Consider the following 15,384-nt stretch of genomic DNA (forward strand, 5'->3'; position numbering starts at 1 on the left):
TTCACGGGGGGTTCGGCACGGAAACTCCCCGCATACACGGAAGCGGCGCCTCCCCTCACGAGGGGAGGCGCCGCTCCGAGGTGCACGGTCCGAGGCACACGCTCCGAGGTGCACGGTCCGAGCCGCGGCTCAGGCCGCCACCGGCGTCTGGTCCGTGGCCTGCCGGCCCTGCGCCGAGGTGCGCTTGGCCAGCAGCCGGTCCACGCCGAAGGCGCCGGAACCGGTGAAGATCAGCAGGAACATGGACCAGCAGTACATGGCCGCGCCCTCGCCGCTGTTCTCGATCGGCCACAGGCCCTGCGGCTGGTGGACCTTGAAGTACGCGTACGCCATCGCGCCGGAGGCGACGAACGCCGCGGCGCGGGTGCCCAGGCCCAGCAGGACCAGGGTGCCGCCGACGAGTTCGATGACGGCCGCGTACCAGTTCGGCCAGGCTCCGGTCGCCGCGGTACCGCCCTTGCCGTCCACGCCTCCGAGGACACCGAAGAGCGCGACGGCGCCGTGGCAGGCGAAGAGCAGGCCGATGACGATCCGGAACAGTCCGAGAGCGTACGGCTGCGCGCCGTTCAGGCGTGCGGTCATGTGGGGGTCTCCTTCGGTCGGCCGGCCTGGGGAGGGCCGGTCGGGGGACAGAACCGATGAGTAACCCACGTTAGAAGTGCCTAATAGATGCTTGCAAGTTCAACATTTGGCCACTGGTTCACCTGTCGTTGGGGCGCATTTTCCGCCGCAACCGCACGTAGGGCGGCTCTCGCCACCGCGTCCGCGTCCGAAAGCATGACCGAATCCACACCCGGACGAGCCCCTGCCGCCGTCACCCAGTGCACGCCCTCCGTCGGCACTCCGAAGGCAAACCGCCTGGTATGCGGGACTCCTTGACGGTCTATCAGATAATAAGGGCGCGGTGTCACATCCAACCCGCCTGTCTCATAACCGTCGACGGTGTGCGGACGGCACCGCCCGGTCCGCAGCAGCTCCGCGAGGAGCCCATCGGCTGATTTCCGCACGTCGGGTTCGGGCAGACGGGCCTCTATGAGGGTTCTCACACGGACGGCCGAACCCGGCACATCGGGCGAGTGCGCCGCCCAGGCCCCGTCCGCCTCCGTCACCTTCAGGCGCGGCCCGAGCACCCGCACCACCCCCGCCTCCACCAGGGCCGCCAGCTCCTCGATGCGGCGCCGGGGCGGGCCGATGGACAGGAAGGCGTTGAGCGGGGTGTACCAGCGGTCCAGGTGGTCCCGGCGGGAGGCGCCCGCGAGGCCGCCGTGGTCGACGATGAGCCGGAGTTCGTTGCGCAGGTCGCGCAGCACGTCGAGGGCCGCCTTCAGCGGGCCGCGCACATTGCCCAGGGCGGCCTGCGCGGCGTCCTCGCGCAGGTACGACAGCAGCCAGTCACGCCACTCGCCGGGGTGGGCGAACTCCCGCCCGGTGTACGGCCGGGAGATCCGCTCCCAGCTCCAGCGGTCGGCGTCCGCCACACCGAACCGGTCCAGCAGTACGGCCTCTTGGGGATCTCCGTGCGGTACGGACAGGAAGTGACCGGTGAACTCCCGGCACTGCCGCGCGGAGGCGCCGGCCCGCCGCAGCAGCGCGGTGCAGTACACCGTCTCCACCTCCTTGGCGACCAACGGCCATATCTCCGCCAGGAAATCGGGTGCCTCCCCGGAGTCGGCGCGCTTGCGGAAGCCCGCGATCACGTCCGGTGTGAGGACCAGGGGGTCGTGCCGGCCGTACGCCCCCTTCGCGTTGTCGCCACGCGCCTGGTACGGGATGCCGCGCCGCGACCCGGCGTACAGCCGCGGTTCGCGGCCGGAGGGGAGGTAGCGCAGGCCCTGGGCGTCCCGTACGAAACGGCCGCCGCGGCCGGTCGTCAGCAGGGCCGTGTGGTCGAAGAAGTTGAGGCCGAGGCCGCGCAGCAGGACGGGCTCGCCGGGCGGTACGCGGGACAGGTCGATGTCGGCCGGATTGGCGGGCGGGATGTGGCGCAGGCCGTGGTGTGCGGCGTGGGCGGCCTGGCGCCGCAGGCCCGGGTCGGCGGTCGCCGGCAGGTGCCCCTGGGCCAGGACCACGGCGGACAGGCCGGTCAGGGTGCGGCCGTCGTCGAGGGTGAGGGCCTGGTGGCCGTCGGAGGCGTCGTCGAGCCGTACCGCCCGGGCCCGGTGTGTCTCGACGCGGACGGCCGCCGGCGCGTCCCGTACGACCTGCGCGAACACCCACTCCAGGTAACGGCCGTACTCCGCCCGGGTCGGGTACTCGTCCGGGCCGAGCGTGCCGCGCGCCCACGCGTGCAGGCTCGGGCCCGGGCGGATCGGGCCCGAGCAGTCCACGCTGTCGTCGGTGAACAGGGTCACCTGGCAGGCCACGGTGTTCATCAGCAGCTCGGGCGACTGGTCGGTACGCCAGACGCGGCCCGGGCCCGGCGGGTCCGGGTCGATCACGTGCACCGTCAGCCGGGCTCCGGGCGGGAGGAGCTCAGGGGCGGAGGCGCAGAGGCGTTCCAGGACGCTGGTTCCGCGCGGGCCGGCACCGACCAGGGCGACGGAGAACAGTGCGGATTCTGCGGTCGGCGCAGGCAAGGGCGGGACTCCCGGGCGTGTGGGGCGCGATCGGCGGTCCGTCGGTGGGGAAGCGGACGGTCCGCCTCATCATGCCGTCGCCGGGAGCGGGAACCGAGGACCGTGGCGAAGGATTGACCCCGCTGTGGGGCGCGTCACGAGCATCACGGTCACCGGTGCAGCAAACGGGCGGAACGCATCGGTTACGGGGCAAGTTCGGAGTCCAGGAGGGTCGTCAGGCGCGGGCCCTTCCCCTCCCGCGTCCGCGCCTGCTCCAGTCGCAGCCGCGCCGAACGGCCACGCAGGGTCAGCGTCATGAGCTGGTTTCCGAACCAGGGGCCGCCCGTCTTGCGCCACCCGACCGGCGGCCGGGGGAGGCGTCCGTGCCGGGCGAGACCGCGGCCCAGCCCGCGGGCCACCGCGCTCCAGCCGATGCGGAAGCCCATCCGGATCGACGCCGGGACGGAGTTGTGGACGGGCGAGCAGACGAGCTGCACCACCCGGGCGTCCGGGCCCCGCCCGGGCCACGAGGGCTCGGCGATGTAAGCGTGGTGCACGTCCCCCGACAGCACGCACACCGTCGCCGGGGCGTCCCGCCCCGAGCCGGCCTCGGCGATCAGCTCCGCCAGCCCGGCGAACGACTCGGGGAACGCCGACCAGTGCTCCAGGTCCGCGGCCCGCCGCACCTTCTCCCCGAACCGCGCCCAGCGCTCACCCCGTGCGCCCCGGCACAGCGCCGCGTTCCAGCCCTCGGCGTCGTGCACCAGGTGCGGCAGCAGCCAGGGCAGCGAGGTGCCGAGGAGGAGGTGGTCGTACGACCCGGGGCTGTCCAGTACCTGCTCGCGCAGCCAGGCCTCCTCGCCCGGATCGAGCATCGCGCGGCGGTCCTCGTCGAGGACGCGGGCGGCCCGGCTGTCGACCATCAGCAGGCGCACGCGCCCGAAGTCGCGCCGGTAGCTCCAGCGGGCCGTGGCCGGGTCGGCGTCGGCCCGGGCGGCGAAGGTGCGCAGCACGTCGGTGCCGTCCGGGACCTTGCGGACGCCCTCGTACACCGGGTCGGCCGCCAGCTCCGCCGGGGAGAGGTTCCCCAGGTGCTGGTGGACCCAGTACGACATCAGGCCGCTCAGCAGCCGCTCCCGCCACCAGTCGGTGGCCCGCATGTCGGCGAGCCAGGCGGCGGAGGTGTTCCAGTCGTCGATGACGTCGTGGTCGTCGAAGATCATGAAACTGGGCACGGTGGACAGCAGCCAGCGGATGCGGGGGTCGAGCCAGGACTCGTAGTAGAGGTGCGTGTATTCCTCGTAGTCCGCGACCCCGTTGCCCGGCGGTTCGTCCAGGTCGCGGCGGGCCGCCAGCCAGCGCTGCGTCGTCTCGGAGGTCTCGTCGGCGTACACCTGGTCGCCGAGCAGCAGCAGGACGTCGGGGCGCTCGCCCTCCGGGTCGGCCACGAGGCGGGTGGCCAGCGCGTCCAGGGCGTCGGGGCCCACCGGGTCGTGCCCGCCGGCCGGCGGGGCGGCCCAGCGGCAGGAGCCGAAGGCGACCCGGAGGCCGCCCTCGCTGCCCGGCGCGTGGATCGCCGAGGGCGGGAAGGGGGATTCGGGCAGCGGCCACACGCGGGTGCCGTCGAGGAAGACCTCGTACGTCGTGGTCGTACCGGCCGTGAGGCCTGTCACCGGGACCAGCGCGTAGTGGTGGCCCGCGACCTGGAAGGTCGAGGTCGTGCCGCCGGCGCCGTCGGCGCAGCGCACCGCGGCCGTGCACGGACGGCTCGTCTCGACCCATACGGTCGCGGACGAGCCGTCGGTGTGTCTCAGCAGCGGTCCGAGCCGCAGTCCGGCCATCGCCGATCCCCTCTCCGTCGCCCCGTACGGTACGGAACGACGGAGGCCGGCGGGGAGGTTCCGGCGCGCGACTTCGCGCGTGTCAGCGGTTCGCGACCTGTCAGCAGTTCGCGAGGTGGGTCTGGAGCGCGGACTTCTCGGCCGAGTCGACCGAGAGGCCGTAGTAGTACTTCACCTGGACCCAGGCACGGACGTAGGTGCAGCGGTACGCCGTCCGGGAGGGCATCCAGGTGGCCGGGTCCTGGTCGCCCTTGGCCTGGTTGACGTTGTCGGTGACGGCGATGAGCTGCGGGCGGGTCAGGTCGTTGGCGAAGGACTGGCGGCGGGAGGTCGTCCAGGAGTCGGCGCCGGAGTCCCAGGCCTCGGCCAGCGGGACCAGGTGGTCGATGTCGACGTCGGAGGCGGCGGACCAGGTCGCTCCGTCGTAGGGGGAGTACCAGCTGCCGCTGGTGGCGGCGCAGGAGGAGTCCTGCTGGACGTTCGAGCCGTCGCGCTTGAGGACGACCTCGCGGGTGTTGCAGGCGCCGGACTGGGTGATCCAGTGCGGGAAGAGGTCGCGGTTGTAGCCGGTGCGGTCCTCGGTGGCCACCGTGAGGGAGGCGAGGTAGGAGCGGGCGGTGGCCCCGCTGACGGGGGTGGGCAGGGCGGCGGAGGCGGCCGGGCCGTTGAGAAGCCCGGCCGAGGCTATGAGACCGGTGAGGCCCGCGAGTATGCTGAGCCGTCGACGCGCGTAGAACTTCGGCATGCGAACTCCCTTGTGGGGTGGGGGCGTTGGGCTGCGAGCGAGGGAATGCTCGTCGCGCCGTGTTGCGGGGAGGTGTGCGCCCGGTGAGAAGTTAGTGACGCGTGCATGACATGACAAGCTTTAAGGCGGAACTTTTCGCTCCAGGGCTGTCGCGTACCATGGACGGCGCAGAAGGGGAGTAGCTCTTCGCCGGACCGTCGACATACTGCTCAGCTCGTCTGAGCCGGCGCCCGGAGGCAGGTCCTACTGGTCCGTCCAGGGGGCCCGCCAGCGAGACCTTCGGCAAGCAGTGCACGCCCGTGCCCCACGGCACGGGTGCCGAGTGTGCTGCCGTGCCGAGGTGTCGTGTGTGAGGATCCAGCACTCTCGGTGGGGCAGCCCCGACCGATTGAGGAACCCTTGATCAGCCTGACCGTGACGGCCGTCGTCTTCGGCGTCGTCTTTCTCGCCGAACTGCCGGACAAGACCGCCCTGGCCGGACTCGTCCTCGGCACCCGCTATCGCGCCTCCTACGTCTTCGCCGGTGTCGCCGCCGCGTTCGCGCTGCACGTCGCGCTCGCCGTCGCGGCGGGCAGTGTGCTGACGCTGCTGCCGCAGCAGATCGTGCAGGCGCTGACGGGCGTGCTCTTCCTGGGCGGGGCCGCGGTCCTGCTGCTGAAGAAGGGCGAGGACGAGGAGGAGGTCCGCAAGCCGGAGAACCAGTCCTTCTGGAAGGTCTCGGGAGCCGGGTTCATGCTCATCCTGGTCGCCGAGTTCGGTGATCTCACGCAGATCATGACGGCGAACCTGGCCGCCCGCTACGACGACCCGCTCTCCGTCGGCCTGGGCGCGGTGCTCGCGCTGTGGGCGGTGGCCGGGATCGGCATCGTCGGCGGAAAGGCGCTGATGAGGAAGGTGCCGCTGCGGTTGATCACGCAGGTCGCGGCGCTGGTGATGCTCGCTCTCGGGGTGTGGAGCCTGTGGGAGGCCGTGGCCGGGTGAGCCGCGGCGAGCTGAACGGCGAGTGAAGGTCTGCGGGAGGCCCTGGCCGATCCGGGGATTGTTTTGTACCGTGGAGAAACAAAGTGGCTCCCGCCCGTTTTCCCTGACCGGCGGGCGGGGCCGCCTTGTCCCTCCCGGGGGCTGCCGTGCGCCCTCGTCCGCGCCCTGAGCCTTGGAGCTGCCGATGACGGCCACCGCCGCGCTGACCGCCCGCGCCCTCCTGCTGGACATGGACGGCACCCTCGTCAACTCCGACGCCTCGGTCGAACGCGTCTGGCGACGCTGGTCCGAGCGGCACGGGCTCGACCCGGACGAGGTCATGAAGGTCGTCCACGGGCGGCAGGGCTACGCGTCGATGGCGCTGCTGCTGCCCGGCCGGCCGATGGAGCAGAATCACGCGGACAACGCCCGGATGCTCGCCGAGGAGACGGCCGACACCGAGGGTGTCGTCCCGATCCCCGGAGCGCCGGAGTTCCTCGCCTCGCTGCGGGGGTTGCCGCACGCGCTCGTGACCTCCGCCGACGTTCCGCTGTCGACGGCGCGGATGGCCGCGGCCGGGCTGGACCTGCCCGAGGTGCGGGTGACCGCGGAGTCCGTCGGGGCGAGCAAGCCGGATCCGGAGGGCTTTTTGAAGGGCGCCGCCGAACTGGGTGTGGCGCCCTCGGACTGTGTGGTCTTCGAGGACTCCGGGGCCGGGATCGCTGCGGGGCGCGCCGCGGGGATGACGGTGGTCGGGGTCGGGCCCCGGGCCGCGTTCCACGAGCCGGATGTGGTGGTGGACGACCTGACGCGGGTGCGTGTGGAGGCCGTGGGGGACGGGACGATCCGGCTGCACATCGGGACATCGGGAGAGGGACGCGCGTCGGCTGTCGGATGAGGGGCGTCGTCGTCCGGTCGGTCAGACGTGGGCGGCGATGGTGCGCGCGCACTCCAGGGCCTCGGTGTGGGTGGTGTCCACCTCCAGGTCGTAGTGCACGCCCTCGTGCACGAGCTGTGCCTGGGACGCGGCCATGCCCCGGACGCGGTCACCTCGGGTGATCTCACGGCCCTCGGCGACCGCGCTGTCGCACCTGACGCCGACCCACAGCACGTCGAGTCCGGCCAGGGCCTTCCGCCGGCGCTCCTGAGAGTGCGGTCCGCCGAGGAAGACGTCGTCGACGACGATCCCGGCGCCGGCTCCGGCCACCGCGGCGATGCCCTCGGTCCAGGCCGCGTCCAGTGCGCGGAACTCCGCGCCGACGCTCACCCCGCCGGCCACGGGTCGGGCAGTACCTCTTGCAGACACCGGACGATCCCGGACTTGCCCGAACTGGAACCGCCGTTGAGCACCATCACCTGAGTAGTTCGGCGTCACAGTAGGGCGGCCGCGGTGGTCACGGCTTCTTGGTTTCCGACTCCAGCTTGGCCCGCGTCTCCCGGTCGTAGACGCCGAGGTCGTCGGTCTGGATGCCGCGTGACCACTGGTAATTGCGGACGGCCTCCTCGAGCCGGCCGTCGTAGTCGCCGTCGGGGTCCTCGCCGAACAGGTACAACTGGCGTAGCCGGAGCTGGAGTTCGGTGACCTCCGGGCCGCGGTCGCCGAGGCGCAGGACGGTGGGGCCGCCGCTCTGGCGGGAGTTGCCGGGAGGTGCGTTCCCGGGACCGGTGGCCGTGGCGGACGCCGAGGGCGTCGACGGGGATGCCGACTGCGATGGGCTCGGCGAGGCACTCGACGCGGACGGCGACGGGGAGGCCGACGGGCTCCTGCTGACCGACGGCGACGGCGGCGGTGCGGCGGGGGCCGACGGCGTGACCTGGGCGCTCTGCGCCGGTGGCGTGGACGCGGGGCTGCTCGACGGGGCGTCCGGCACGCTGGCCCGGAGGTCGTCCGGCAGCGCGGTGTCCCGGGACGGCGCCTCGTAGGAGAACATCCCGCTCGCGAGCCCGGCCGCTGCCACGACGGCGGCACAGGCCCCGGCGGCCACACCGAGCAGCACGCCACGCCGCCGACGCCGGGGCCTCCGGCCGAACTCGTCCGCTTCCGGCCTGCCCCGGCCGGGTCCTCCCATGCCGTCGAAAAGCCGCAGGTCGGTGACGCTGGGCTCGGTCGCGGCGGGGGCCAGGGGGGTCGGCAGGACGGAGGTATCCGGGGAGGTCGGCGGCACGGTGGTCGCGTCCGGGTCGATCGGGCGCAGGGGCATGGTCGCGTCGGCGGGGGAGGACGGCGGCGCAGCGCCTTCGGCGCGCGAGGTCTGCCCGGGGTTCGTCACGGGCCGTCGCGGAGCGCCCTCGGCTGCCTGCGCGGGCTGGCCGGTGTGGGTCTGGGCCGGTCGCGGGGCGTCGTCGGCCGCCCGGCCAGGAGCGTCGGCAGGCGAGGCCTGGCCGTACCGGGGCGAGGCGGAACGGTTCGCCGGGGACGGCTCGTCGGCGTGCCGGGGCTCCGTCGGATGGGTCTGGGCCGGTCGCGGGGTGTTGTCAGGGGTACGCCCGGGGGCTCGTCGCGGGGCGCCTTCGCTCGCTCGCGCGGGCTCCATGGGGTCCGTGGGCGAGAGCGAGCCGCCCGCGTGGGTTTGCCTGGGGGTGCCTTCGGGTGGCGTGGGCTGCTCGGGGCCCACGCCCTTCGCGTGCCAGAGCGTGGTCGGAACGTCCGCGCGGGGGCCGGCAGCCTGGGCGGGGGCGTCGGCGGGCGCGGTCTGGGCGCGCGGGGGCGGGGTGGGTGCGTCCGCCCCGGACGGCTGTGCGGGCCCGTCGGCACGCCGAGGCCCGGCCGGATGGGTTCGGGACAGTCGCGGGGCGCCGTCGGCCGGTAGCCCGGGCGTCCGGCGCGGGGCGCCTTCGGGGGTCGGCGCCGGGTTCTTGGCGTGGGAGGCCCCGGTAGGCGTGGGCCTGCCGTCCGTGTGGGGTCGCCGCGGGGTGTCGTCGGCCCGGGTGGGCTGCTCGGGGCCGTGGGTCGTCGCCTGCGAAGGCGTGGGCGGGGCGTCCGCGCGGGTCGGTCGCCGGGCGCCTTCGGGGGTCGCCGCGGGGTTCTCGGCGTGGGAGGCCCCGGTAGGCGTGGGCCTGCCGTCCGTGTGGGGTCGCCGTGGGGTGTCGTCGGCCCGGGTGGGCTGCTCGGGGCCCTGGGCTGTCGTGGGCGAGGGCGTGGACGGGTGGGGGCGTCGCGGCGGGGCGGCGTCGGCTGCCCGCGTGGGGCGGCCCGGCGTGTCCTCGTCCTCGGGGGACCGTGCCGGAGTGTCGGGCGTGAGTTCGACGTACGGGCGGATGCGGAGTGGGTCGAAGTCCTCCGCTGCCGCCGCCTCCGTGGTGCGGGCGTTGCGGAGGGCCTCTGCGGCGCGGTGCGTGCAGGTGCAGGACGGGGTGTTGTCCGGCCGTCTGGGCGTGCCGCACTCCGGGCACGGGTGGCCGTTCGGCTGTTCCACGCGTTCCTCCCTCCCCTCGCGAATTCCAGCTCCCCTCGCGAACTCCAGAGATTATCCAGATCTTCTCCACAGCGCGGACGGCCAGCTCCCGGAATGAAAGCTTCCAAAAGGACTCGGCGGGCCATAACACGTCACACCGGTCACGATGGAAAATGTCACAGGACCCTCGGGAGGTCTCATGGCCGGGCATGCGCACGCCACGAAGGCATCGGACCAGGGCGCCGCCGTCCGGGAACAGGTGCCCGGCAACGTCCTGGTCTCCATCGGCGCCCTGCTGCTCGGCATGCTGCTCGCCGCCCTCGACCAGACCATCGTGTCGACCGCGCTGCCCACCATCGTCAGCGACCTCGGCGGCATGGATCACCTGTCCTGGGTGGTCACCGCCTATCTGCTGGCCGCGACCGCCGCGACCCCGCTGTGGGGCAAACTCGGCGACCAGTACGGCCGGAAACGGCTGTTCCAGACGGCGATCGTGATCTTCCTCGTCGGCTCCGCGCTGTGCGGCGCGGCGCAGGACATGACGCAGCTCATCGCCTTCCGGGCCGTGCAGGGCCTCGGCGGCGGCGGGCTGATCGTGTTGTCGATGGCCATCGTCGGGGATCTCGTGCCGCCTCGTGAACGCGGGCGGTATCAAGGGCTGTTCGGGGCCGTGTTCGGGGCGACGAGCGTGCTCGGGCCGCTGCTCGGCGGGCTGTTCACCCAGCACGCGAGCTGGCGCTGGGTGTTCTACGTCAACCTGCCCGTCGGCGTCGTCGCGCTCGCCGTGATCGCGGCCGTACTGCACATCCCGCGCCGGACGCAGCGGCACGTCATCGACTACCTCGGCACGTTCCTCATCGCGGCCGTCGCCACCTGCCTGGTGCTCGTCGCCTCCCTCGGGGGCACGACCTGGGGCTGGGGATCCGCGCAGATCGTCGCCCTCGCGGTGCTCGGCGTCGCCCTCGCCGTCGTCTTCGTGGCCGTCGAGCGGCGGGCCGCCGAACCCGTCCTGCCGCTGAAACTCTTCCGCGTGCGCACCTTCGCGCTCGCCGCCGTGATCAGCTTCGTCGTCGGCTTCGCCATGTTCGGCGCGATGGTCTACCTGCCGACGTTCCTCCAGGTCGTGCAGGGCATCAGCCCGACCATGTCCGGTGTGCACATGCTGCCGATGGTGCTGGGGCTGCTGCTGGCCTCCACCGCCTCCGGGCAGATCGTCAGCCGGACCGGCCGTTGGAAGGTGTTCCCGATCGCCGGCACCGGCGTCACCACCCTCGGGCTGCTCCTGCTCCACCAGCTCGACGAGCACAGCTCCACCGCCGAGCTGAGCGGCTTCTTCTTCGTCTTCGGACTCGGCCTCGGCCTGGTGATGCAGGTCCTCGTGCTCATCGTGCAGAACGCCGTCCCGTACGAGGACCTGGGCGTCGCCACCTCCGGCGCCACCTTCTTCCGCTCCATCGGCGCCTCGTTCGGCGTCGCCGTCTTCGGCACGGTCTTCGCGGGCCGGCTCGGCGACCAGCTCACGGACGCCCTCCGGGGGACCCCGCTGCCGCCCGGCGTCTCCGTGGGCGCACTGGAGGCCGATCCGCGCGGCATCGCCGCCCTGCCGCCCGGCCTGCGCCCGCCTGCCCTGCACGCGTACTCCGTGGCCATCACGGACGTCTTCCTGTACGCCGCCCCGGTCGCGCTCCTCGGCTTCGTGCTGGCCTGGTTCCTGAAGGAGGACCGGCTGCGCGGCTCGGTCACCGCGCCCGACGTCACGGAGACCCTGGCCAGCAACCCCGTCGAGCGGTCCTCGTACGACGAGGTGTGCCGTGCGCTGTCGGTGCTCGGCACCCGCGCGGGGCGGCGCGAGATCTACCGGGAGATCACCGCCCGGGCGGGCTACGACCTGCTGCCCGCGGCGAGCTGGCTGCTGCTGCGGATCAGGCGGTACGGCTCGGTGGAGCCGGCCGTGCTGGCCGAGCGGATGCCCGTGTCGCTGTCCGTGATCATGGCGGCCGTGCGCCAGGTCGAGGAGCGCGGGCTGGCCGTGCGCACGGGCCTCGACATGGTGCTGACCGACCGGGGACGCGAGGTCGCCGGGCGGCTGGCCGAGGCCCGTGAGGCGTCCCTCGCCGAGCTGCTCGGCGACTGGTGGGGGCCGGACCGTCCGACCGACCTCGTCCAACTCGTGCGGGAGTTGAACGGCGAACTGTGCGGCTCGCGGCGGGAGCGGCCGTATGCCGAGCGGCCCTATGCCGAGCGGCCGGTGGAGCGGACGTTGTGAAAGAGAAGGGAACTCCTGGTTCAGGTGAGGTGCTTGGCGAACCAGTGCTCGGCGTACACGTCGTCGTTGTGCGGCTCGGTCTCCTCGTAGCCGAGCCGGGCGTAGAGGGCGCGGGCTTCAACGAGATCACCGCGGGTGTCCAGGATCATCCGCCGGGCACCGAGTGCGCGGGCGGCCTCCTCGGCGGCCCGGACCAGCAGCGCGGCACCGCCCTTGCCGCGCATCGCCTCCCGTAGGAAGACCCGCTTGAGTTCAGCGGTCGTGCCGTCGACCAGCCGTACGCCCGCGGTGCCGGCCGGCTCACCGCCGTACCGGGCGACCAGCAACTGCCCGCCGGGCGGGGCGAGATCGGCGCCCGGCTCCTTGGCGATCTCCCGCTCCAGCTCGTCCGGGTCGGTCCGGCGCCCCTCGTGCAGCAGGTACCAGCGGTCGCTGACCTCGGTGTAGTACGCCCGCCACAGGGTGGCGGCGACGGGGGAGTCGTACGGTTCCGGTGCCACGGTCCAGGTCATGACCGGCATTCTCCGCGGGGACCGCAGCGGGTCCGCAACCCGATAACCCCCGGAGGCGTCCGGGCCCGGGCGCCGTTTGGGGGCCTGCTTCCGGGCTACCCGGTCGGCGAACCGGCTCGCGAGGAGAGCCGGTTGGGCCGAGAACCCGGAAGGCATTCATGTCCACTGGCCTGATCATTGCACTGATCGTGATCGCGGCGGTCGTCGTCATCATCGCGGCCGCCATGACCCTGCGCGCCCGAGGGGCTCGGCGCGGCCCGAGCCTGAAGCGGCGCTTCGGACCCGAGTACGACCTGGCCGTCGCCCGGCACGACGGCGACACCAAGGCCGCCGAGCGCGAGCTGGCCGAGCGCGTGGAGCGCCACGGTGAGCTGCGCGAACGCGCGCTGGAGCCGGCGCAGCGCGAGCAGTACGAGGCGCGCTGGACGGCCGCTCAGGAGCGGTTCGTCGACTCGCCGCGGGAGGCGGTCGCCGAGGCGGACCGGCTGCTCGCGGAGCTCGCCGGCGCCCGGGGCTTCCCGGACGGCGGGCAGTACGAGGAACAGCTCGCCGCGCTGTCCGTGCACCACGCCCACCACGTGGACGGCTACCGGCGCGTCCACCGCGCGGCGCACCTGCGCGCGGACGACGCCCGGGACGGCGGCACCGGTACGGAAGACATGCGTGAGGCCATGGTGGCGGCCCGCGCCCTGTTCGAGGAGCTGGTGCGTCCTGCCCGCCACGACGGCGGAGGCCACGTCGCCGGCCCGCACCTGGGCGGACGCCATGAGGGCGGACGGCACAAGACCGGGCTGAACGGCGGCCGCAAGGCCACCGCCGGCCGCGGCGGACACATGCCGTGGGCGATGCACCGACGTCAGGCGAAGGAGAGTTGAGATCGATGTCCGACATGACCCGACCGCCCGGCGACGACACGCGTGACGCGCAGGTCACCTCTGACACTCGCGTCACCCCTGGCACCACCTCCCACACCCCCGGCACCCGTGGCTCCTCCGCCGACCCCGATGCCCGCGGTGAGACCGCCCTGGGTACCGGCCACGGCACCGGTCACGGAACCGGCCGGGGCACCGGCCTCGCCGGTGGCAAGGAACGGGAAGGCGTCACCTCCCAGGGCTCCCACGGCACGTCCGCGCACCTGCTCCCCCACGACGAGTCCGACAAACTCACCTCGCAGTTGCACCACGCCGTCGCCGAGTTCGTCGACGCGCCCCGGGCCGCCGTCGAGGAGGCCGACCACGTGCTGGAGGAGATCACGGCCCGGTTCACCGAGGCCGTGACGCAGCGCCGCCGCACCCTGCGCCACTCCTGGCAGGCGGTGGAGGGCGGCGAGGGCAAGCCCGTGTCGAGCGGCGACACCGAGCAGCTCCGGCTGGCCCTGAAGGACTACCGGGAGCTGGCGGAGCGGCTGCTGCACGTGTGAGCCGGGTGCTCCGAGCCCCGTTCACCGGCCCGCCCGGCGCTCCCGCCATTGCCGTACGACGTCCTCGACGTCGTACGGCTTTTTTCCGAGCGGGGGCCCGGGCGGCGGCTTGAACATCATGTCGCGGATCTTGTCGTTGATCTCGCCGATGATCTTCCTGACGGCCTGCTCAGAGGGCGCCGCGTACGCGGCCAGGAGCGCGTCCTCCGCCTCCTTGCGCAGGGCCAGCGTCGGCGGCAGGACCGAGAGGCCTTCGCGGGCCATCTTCCGCTTGACCCACCACAGTTCGTCGTAGGTGGAATCCACATCGGCCGGCAGCGGTCGGCCCGCCCCCGGCAGCCGCTCGAACTCGCCGCGTGTCTCCGCGTCACGGATCTGTTTGTCGACCCAGGACTCGAAGTCGACGCCGGGTGGCTTTCGCTCGGTCATGAACCCATTGTGCCGGACACCGTGCGGCCGGGCGTTCTATCATGCGGCGGGCTTAGGGCCTGTCCGACAGACCCATCAGGACGTCTCAGGAGGAGCGCACGTGCTCGAACTCACCATGGCCGCCGTGTCCGCGGCGGAGGAGGGTGCCACGGCCGGCATGCTCATGGCCGACGCGCCCAGCGAGCCGGGTGCCGTGCTGCGGGTGGGCCGTGACAAGTCGGTGTGCCGGCTCTCCACGCCGGACGACTGGCTGTTCGTCTCCCGCGTCCACCTGGAGTTCCTGTGCGGGCCCGACGGGACCTGGCAGCTGACCTGGCTGCGCGGCTCCCAGCCCGACCCGTCCTCCGAAGTCCGGCTCACGGTCGGGGAGTACGTCCAGCCCCTCGCCTACGGCGGCACCGTCCCGCTGCCCAGGGGCGGCAGCGGCGAGGTCATCGTCCAGGACCGCACCGCCCCGCGCAGCGTCAACGTCGGTTTCTTCCACGAGGTGTGACGCCGAGGGTCAGGCCAGCACCCGTGCCAGCGCGAACCCGTCGTACCCCTTCATGCCGACCGTCTGGATGGCCGTGCCGCTCAACCGCGGGTGGCTGCCGATCAGTTCGATCGCGGCGCGGGTGCCCGCCACGTCCGGTGCCGTGCTCGCCGCGTCGGTGACGCGGCCGCCGCGGACGACGTTGTCGAGGACGATCAGGCTGCCCGTGCTGGTGAGCTTCAGGGCCCACTCCACGTAGTGCGGGTTGTTGGCCTTGTCGGCGTCGATGAAGACCAGGTCGAAGGGGGGCGGGTTCTCGTCGGCCAGCTTGGGCAGGGACTCCAGGGCCGGGCCGACCCGGACCTCGACGAGCTTGTCCAGGCCGGCGCGGGCGATGTTGCGGACGGCGACCTCGGCGTGCTTGGGGTCGTACTCCAGGGAGACCAGCCGCCCGTCGGCGGGCAGGGCCCGGCCCAGCCAGATGGTGCTGTAGCCGCCGAGCGTGCCGATCTCCAGGATGTGGCGGGCGCCCTGGATCTGGGCCAGGAGCTGGAGGAGCTTGCCCTGGTTGCCGGAGACGTTGATGTGCGGAAGCCCGGCGGCGTCGCTGTCGCGCAGGGCGGCCGCCAGGGCTTCGTCGTCAGGGGCGAGGCGGGCGGTGAAGTAGGCGTCGACCTCGTCCCAGACGTGCGACTCGCTCATGCACCTCTACCTTTCGTACGCATAGTTAGCATCCCTAACTACTGGCGTGACGAAGATACGTGGTGCACCGGTGCACTGTCAGGGGGA

General features: G+C 72.8%; 14 protein-coding genes and 1 pseudogene. 6 read left to right on the forward strand and 9 right to left on the reverse strand.

The genetic code is table 11. The features are described from left to right. Positions 1-129: 129 nt before the first annotated feature. The 4 genes from ABZ192_RS11020 to ABZ192_RS11035 form a co-directional block, all read right to left on the reverse strand. Positions 130-582, reverse strand: a complete 453-nt coding sequence (locus tag ABZ192_RS11020) for a DoxX family protein (protein WP_356924206.1) — start codon at positions 580-582, stop codon at positions 130-132. Between the two features lie 80 nt (positions 583-662). Beyond that, entirely contained in the window at positions 663-2,576 is a 1,914-nt protein-coding gene (locus ABZ192_RS11025) for an FAD/NAD(P)-binding protein (RefSeq protein WP_356924207.1), read from the reverse strand. Between the two features lie 182 nt (positions 2,577-2,758). After that, the gene (locus tag ABZ192_RS11030; RefSeq protein ID WP_356924208.1) at positions 2,759-4,396 is read right to left on the reverse strand and encodes an alkaline phosphatase D family protein; all 1,638 of its coding nucleotides are present in this window, start codon (positions 4,394-4,396) and stop codon (positions 2,759-2,761) included. Positions 4,397-4,496: 100 nt separating this feature from the next. Further along, entirely contained in the window at positions 4,497-5,141 is a 645-nt protein-coding gene (locus ABZ192_RS11035; protein ID WP_356924209.1) for an HNH endonuclease family protein, read from the reverse strand. 399 nt (positions 5,142-5,540) lie between these two features. Between ABZ192_RS11035 and ABZ192_RS11040 the strand changes: the two genes are divergently transcribed. Together ABZ192_RS11040 and ABZ192_RS11045 are read left to right on the forward strand one after the other, a co-directional pair. Continuing rightward, positions 5,541-6,122 (forward strand): TMEM165/GDT1 family protein, encoded by a 582-nt coding sequence (locus ABZ192_RS11040; RefSeq protein ID WP_356924210.1) that lies wholly within the window; start codon positions 5,541-5,543, stop codon positions 6,120-6,122. A gap of 184 nt (positions 6,123-6,306) precedes the next feature. Next, entirely contained in the window at positions 6,307-6,999 is a 693-nt protein-coding gene (locus ABZ192_RS11045; protein ID WP_356924211.1) for an HAD-IA family hydrolase, read from the forward strand. Between the two features lie 21 nt (positions 7,000-7,020). On the opposite strand, the pseudogene ABZ192_RS11050 reads toward ABZ192_RS11045, so the two are convergent. Both ABZ192_RS11050 and ABZ192_RS11055 read right to left on the reverse strand, forming a co-directional pair. Next, positions 7,021-7,454 (reverse strand): annotated as a pseudogene (locus tag ABZ192_RS11050) (chloramphenicol phosphotransferase). Between the two features lie 41 nt (positions 7,455-7,495). Beyond that, positions 7,496-9,517, reverse strand: a complete 2,022-nt coding sequence (locus ABZ192_RS11055; protein WP_356924212.1) for a peptidoglycan-binding protein — start codon at positions 9,515-9,517, stop codon at positions 7,496-7,498. Positions 9,518-9,695: 178 nt separating this feature from the next. Here ABZ192_RS11055 and ABZ192_RS11060 point away from each other — a divergent pair, with 178 nt between their 5' ends. Continuing rightward, positions 9,696-11,762 (forward strand): MFS transporter, encoded by a 2,067-nt coding sequence (locus ABZ192_RS11060; protein WP_356924213.1) that lies wholly within the window; start codon positions 9,696-9,698, stop codon positions 11,760-11,762. A 20-nt stretch (positions 11,763-11,782) separates the two neighbouring features. Here the strand turns inward: ABZ192_RS11060 and ABZ192_RS11065 are convergent, their stop codons facing one another. Beyond that, positions 11,783-12,274: a GNAT family N-acetyltransferase gene (locus ABZ192_RS11065; protein ID WP_356924214.1), complete on the reverse strand. Its 492-nt coding sequence runs from the start codon at positions 12,272-12,274 to the stop codon at positions 11,783-11,785. A gap of 158 nt (positions 12,275-12,432) precedes the next feature. Between ABZ192_RS11065 and ABZ192_RS11070 the strand changes: the two genes are divergently transcribed. Next, positions 12,433-13,149: a hypothetical protein gene (locus ABZ192_RS11070; RefSeq protein WP_356924215.1), complete on the forward strand. Its 717-nt coding sequence runs from the start codon at positions 12,433-12,435 to the stop codon at positions 13,147-13,149. Positions 13,150-13,154: 5 nt separating this feature from the next. Next, positions 13,155-13,694, forward strand: coding sequence for a hypothetical protein (locus ABZ192_RS11075; RefSeq protein WP_356924216.1), 540 nt, complete (start codon positions 13,155-13,157; stop codon positions 13,692-13,694). 21 nt (positions 13,695-13,715) lie between these two features. Here ABZ192_RS11075 and ABZ192_RS11080 read toward each other — a convergent pair whose 3' ends face one another. Then, the gene (locus ABZ192_RS11080) at positions 13,716-14,123 is read right to left on the reverse strand and encodes a DUF1992 domain-containing protein (protein ID WP_356924217.1); all 408 of its coding nucleotides are present in this window, start codon (positions 14,121-14,123) and stop codon (positions 13,716-13,718) included. A gap of 100 nt (positions 14,124-14,223) precedes the next feature. On the opposite strand from ABZ192_RS11080, the gene ABZ192_RS11085 reads away from it, so the two are divergent. Beyond that, on the forward strand, positions 14,224-14,616 hold the full coding sequence (locus ABZ192_RS11085) for a hypothetical protein (RefSeq protein ID WP_307174893.1): 393 nt from the start codon (positions 14,224-14,226) through the stop codon (positions 14,614-14,616). A 9-nt stretch (positions 14,617-14,625) separates the two neighbouring features. Here ABZ192_RS11085 and ABZ192_RS11090 read toward each other — a convergent pair whose 3' ends face one another. Then, positions 14,626-15,297 (reverse strand): O-methyltransferase, encoded by a 672-nt coding sequence (locus tag ABZ192_RS11090; RefSeq protein WP_356924218.1) that lies wholly within the window; start codon positions 15,295-15,297, stop codon positions 14,626-14,628. Positions 15,298-15,384 lie beyond the last annotated feature (87 nt).

Origin of the sequence: Streptomyces sp. NPDC006235, from assembly GCF_040613735.1 — a bacterium.
GTDB lineage: Bacteria > Actinomycetota > Actinomycetes > Streptomycetales > Streptomycetaceae > Streptomyces.

Excerpts from the sequence above, each read along its gene's own strand:
- ABZ192_RS11060 (WP_356924213.1), top strand. The coding sequence starts at position 9,696 with ATGGCCGGGCATGCGCACGCCACGAAGGCATCGGACCAGGGCGCCGCC.
- ABZ192_RS11075 (WP_356924216.1), top strand. The coding sequence starts at position 13,155 with ATGTCCGACATGACCCGACCGCCCGGCGACGACACGCGTGACGCGCAG.
- ABZ192_RS11065 (WP_356924214.1), bottom strand. The coding sequence starts at position 12,274 with ATGACCTGGACCGTGGCACCGGAACCGTACGACTCCCCCGTCGCCGCC.
- ABZ192_RS11035 (WP_356924209.1), bottom strand. The coding sequence starts at position 5,141 with ATGCCGAAGTTCTACGCGCGTCGACGGCTCAGCATACTCGCGGGCCTC.
- ABZ192_RS11020 (WP_356924206.1), bottom strand. The coding sequence starts at position 582 with ATGACCGCACGCCTGAACGGCGCGCAGCCGTACGCTCTCGGACTGTTC.
- ABZ192_RS11090 (WP_356924218.1), bottom strand. The coding sequence starts at position 15,297 with ATGAGCGAGTCGCACGTCTGGGACGAGGTCGACGCCTACTTCACCGCC.
- ABZ192_RS11030 (WP_356924208.1), bottom strand. The coding sequence starts at position 4,396 with ATGGCCGGACTGCGGCTCGGACCGCTGCTGAGACACACCGACGGCTCG.
- ABZ192_RS11045 (WP_356924211.1), top strand. The coding sequence starts at position 6,307 with ATGACGGCCACCGCCGCGCTGACCGCCCGCGCCCTCCTGCTGGACATG.
- ABZ192_RS11080 (WP_356924217.1), bottom strand. The coding sequence starts at position 14,123 with ATGACCGAGCGAAAGCCACCCGGCGTCGACTTCGAGTCCTGGGTCGAC.
- ABZ192_RS11070 (WP_356924215.1), top strand. The coding sequence starts at position 12,433 with ATGTCCACTGGCCTGATCATTGCACTGATCGTGATCGCGGCGGTCGTC.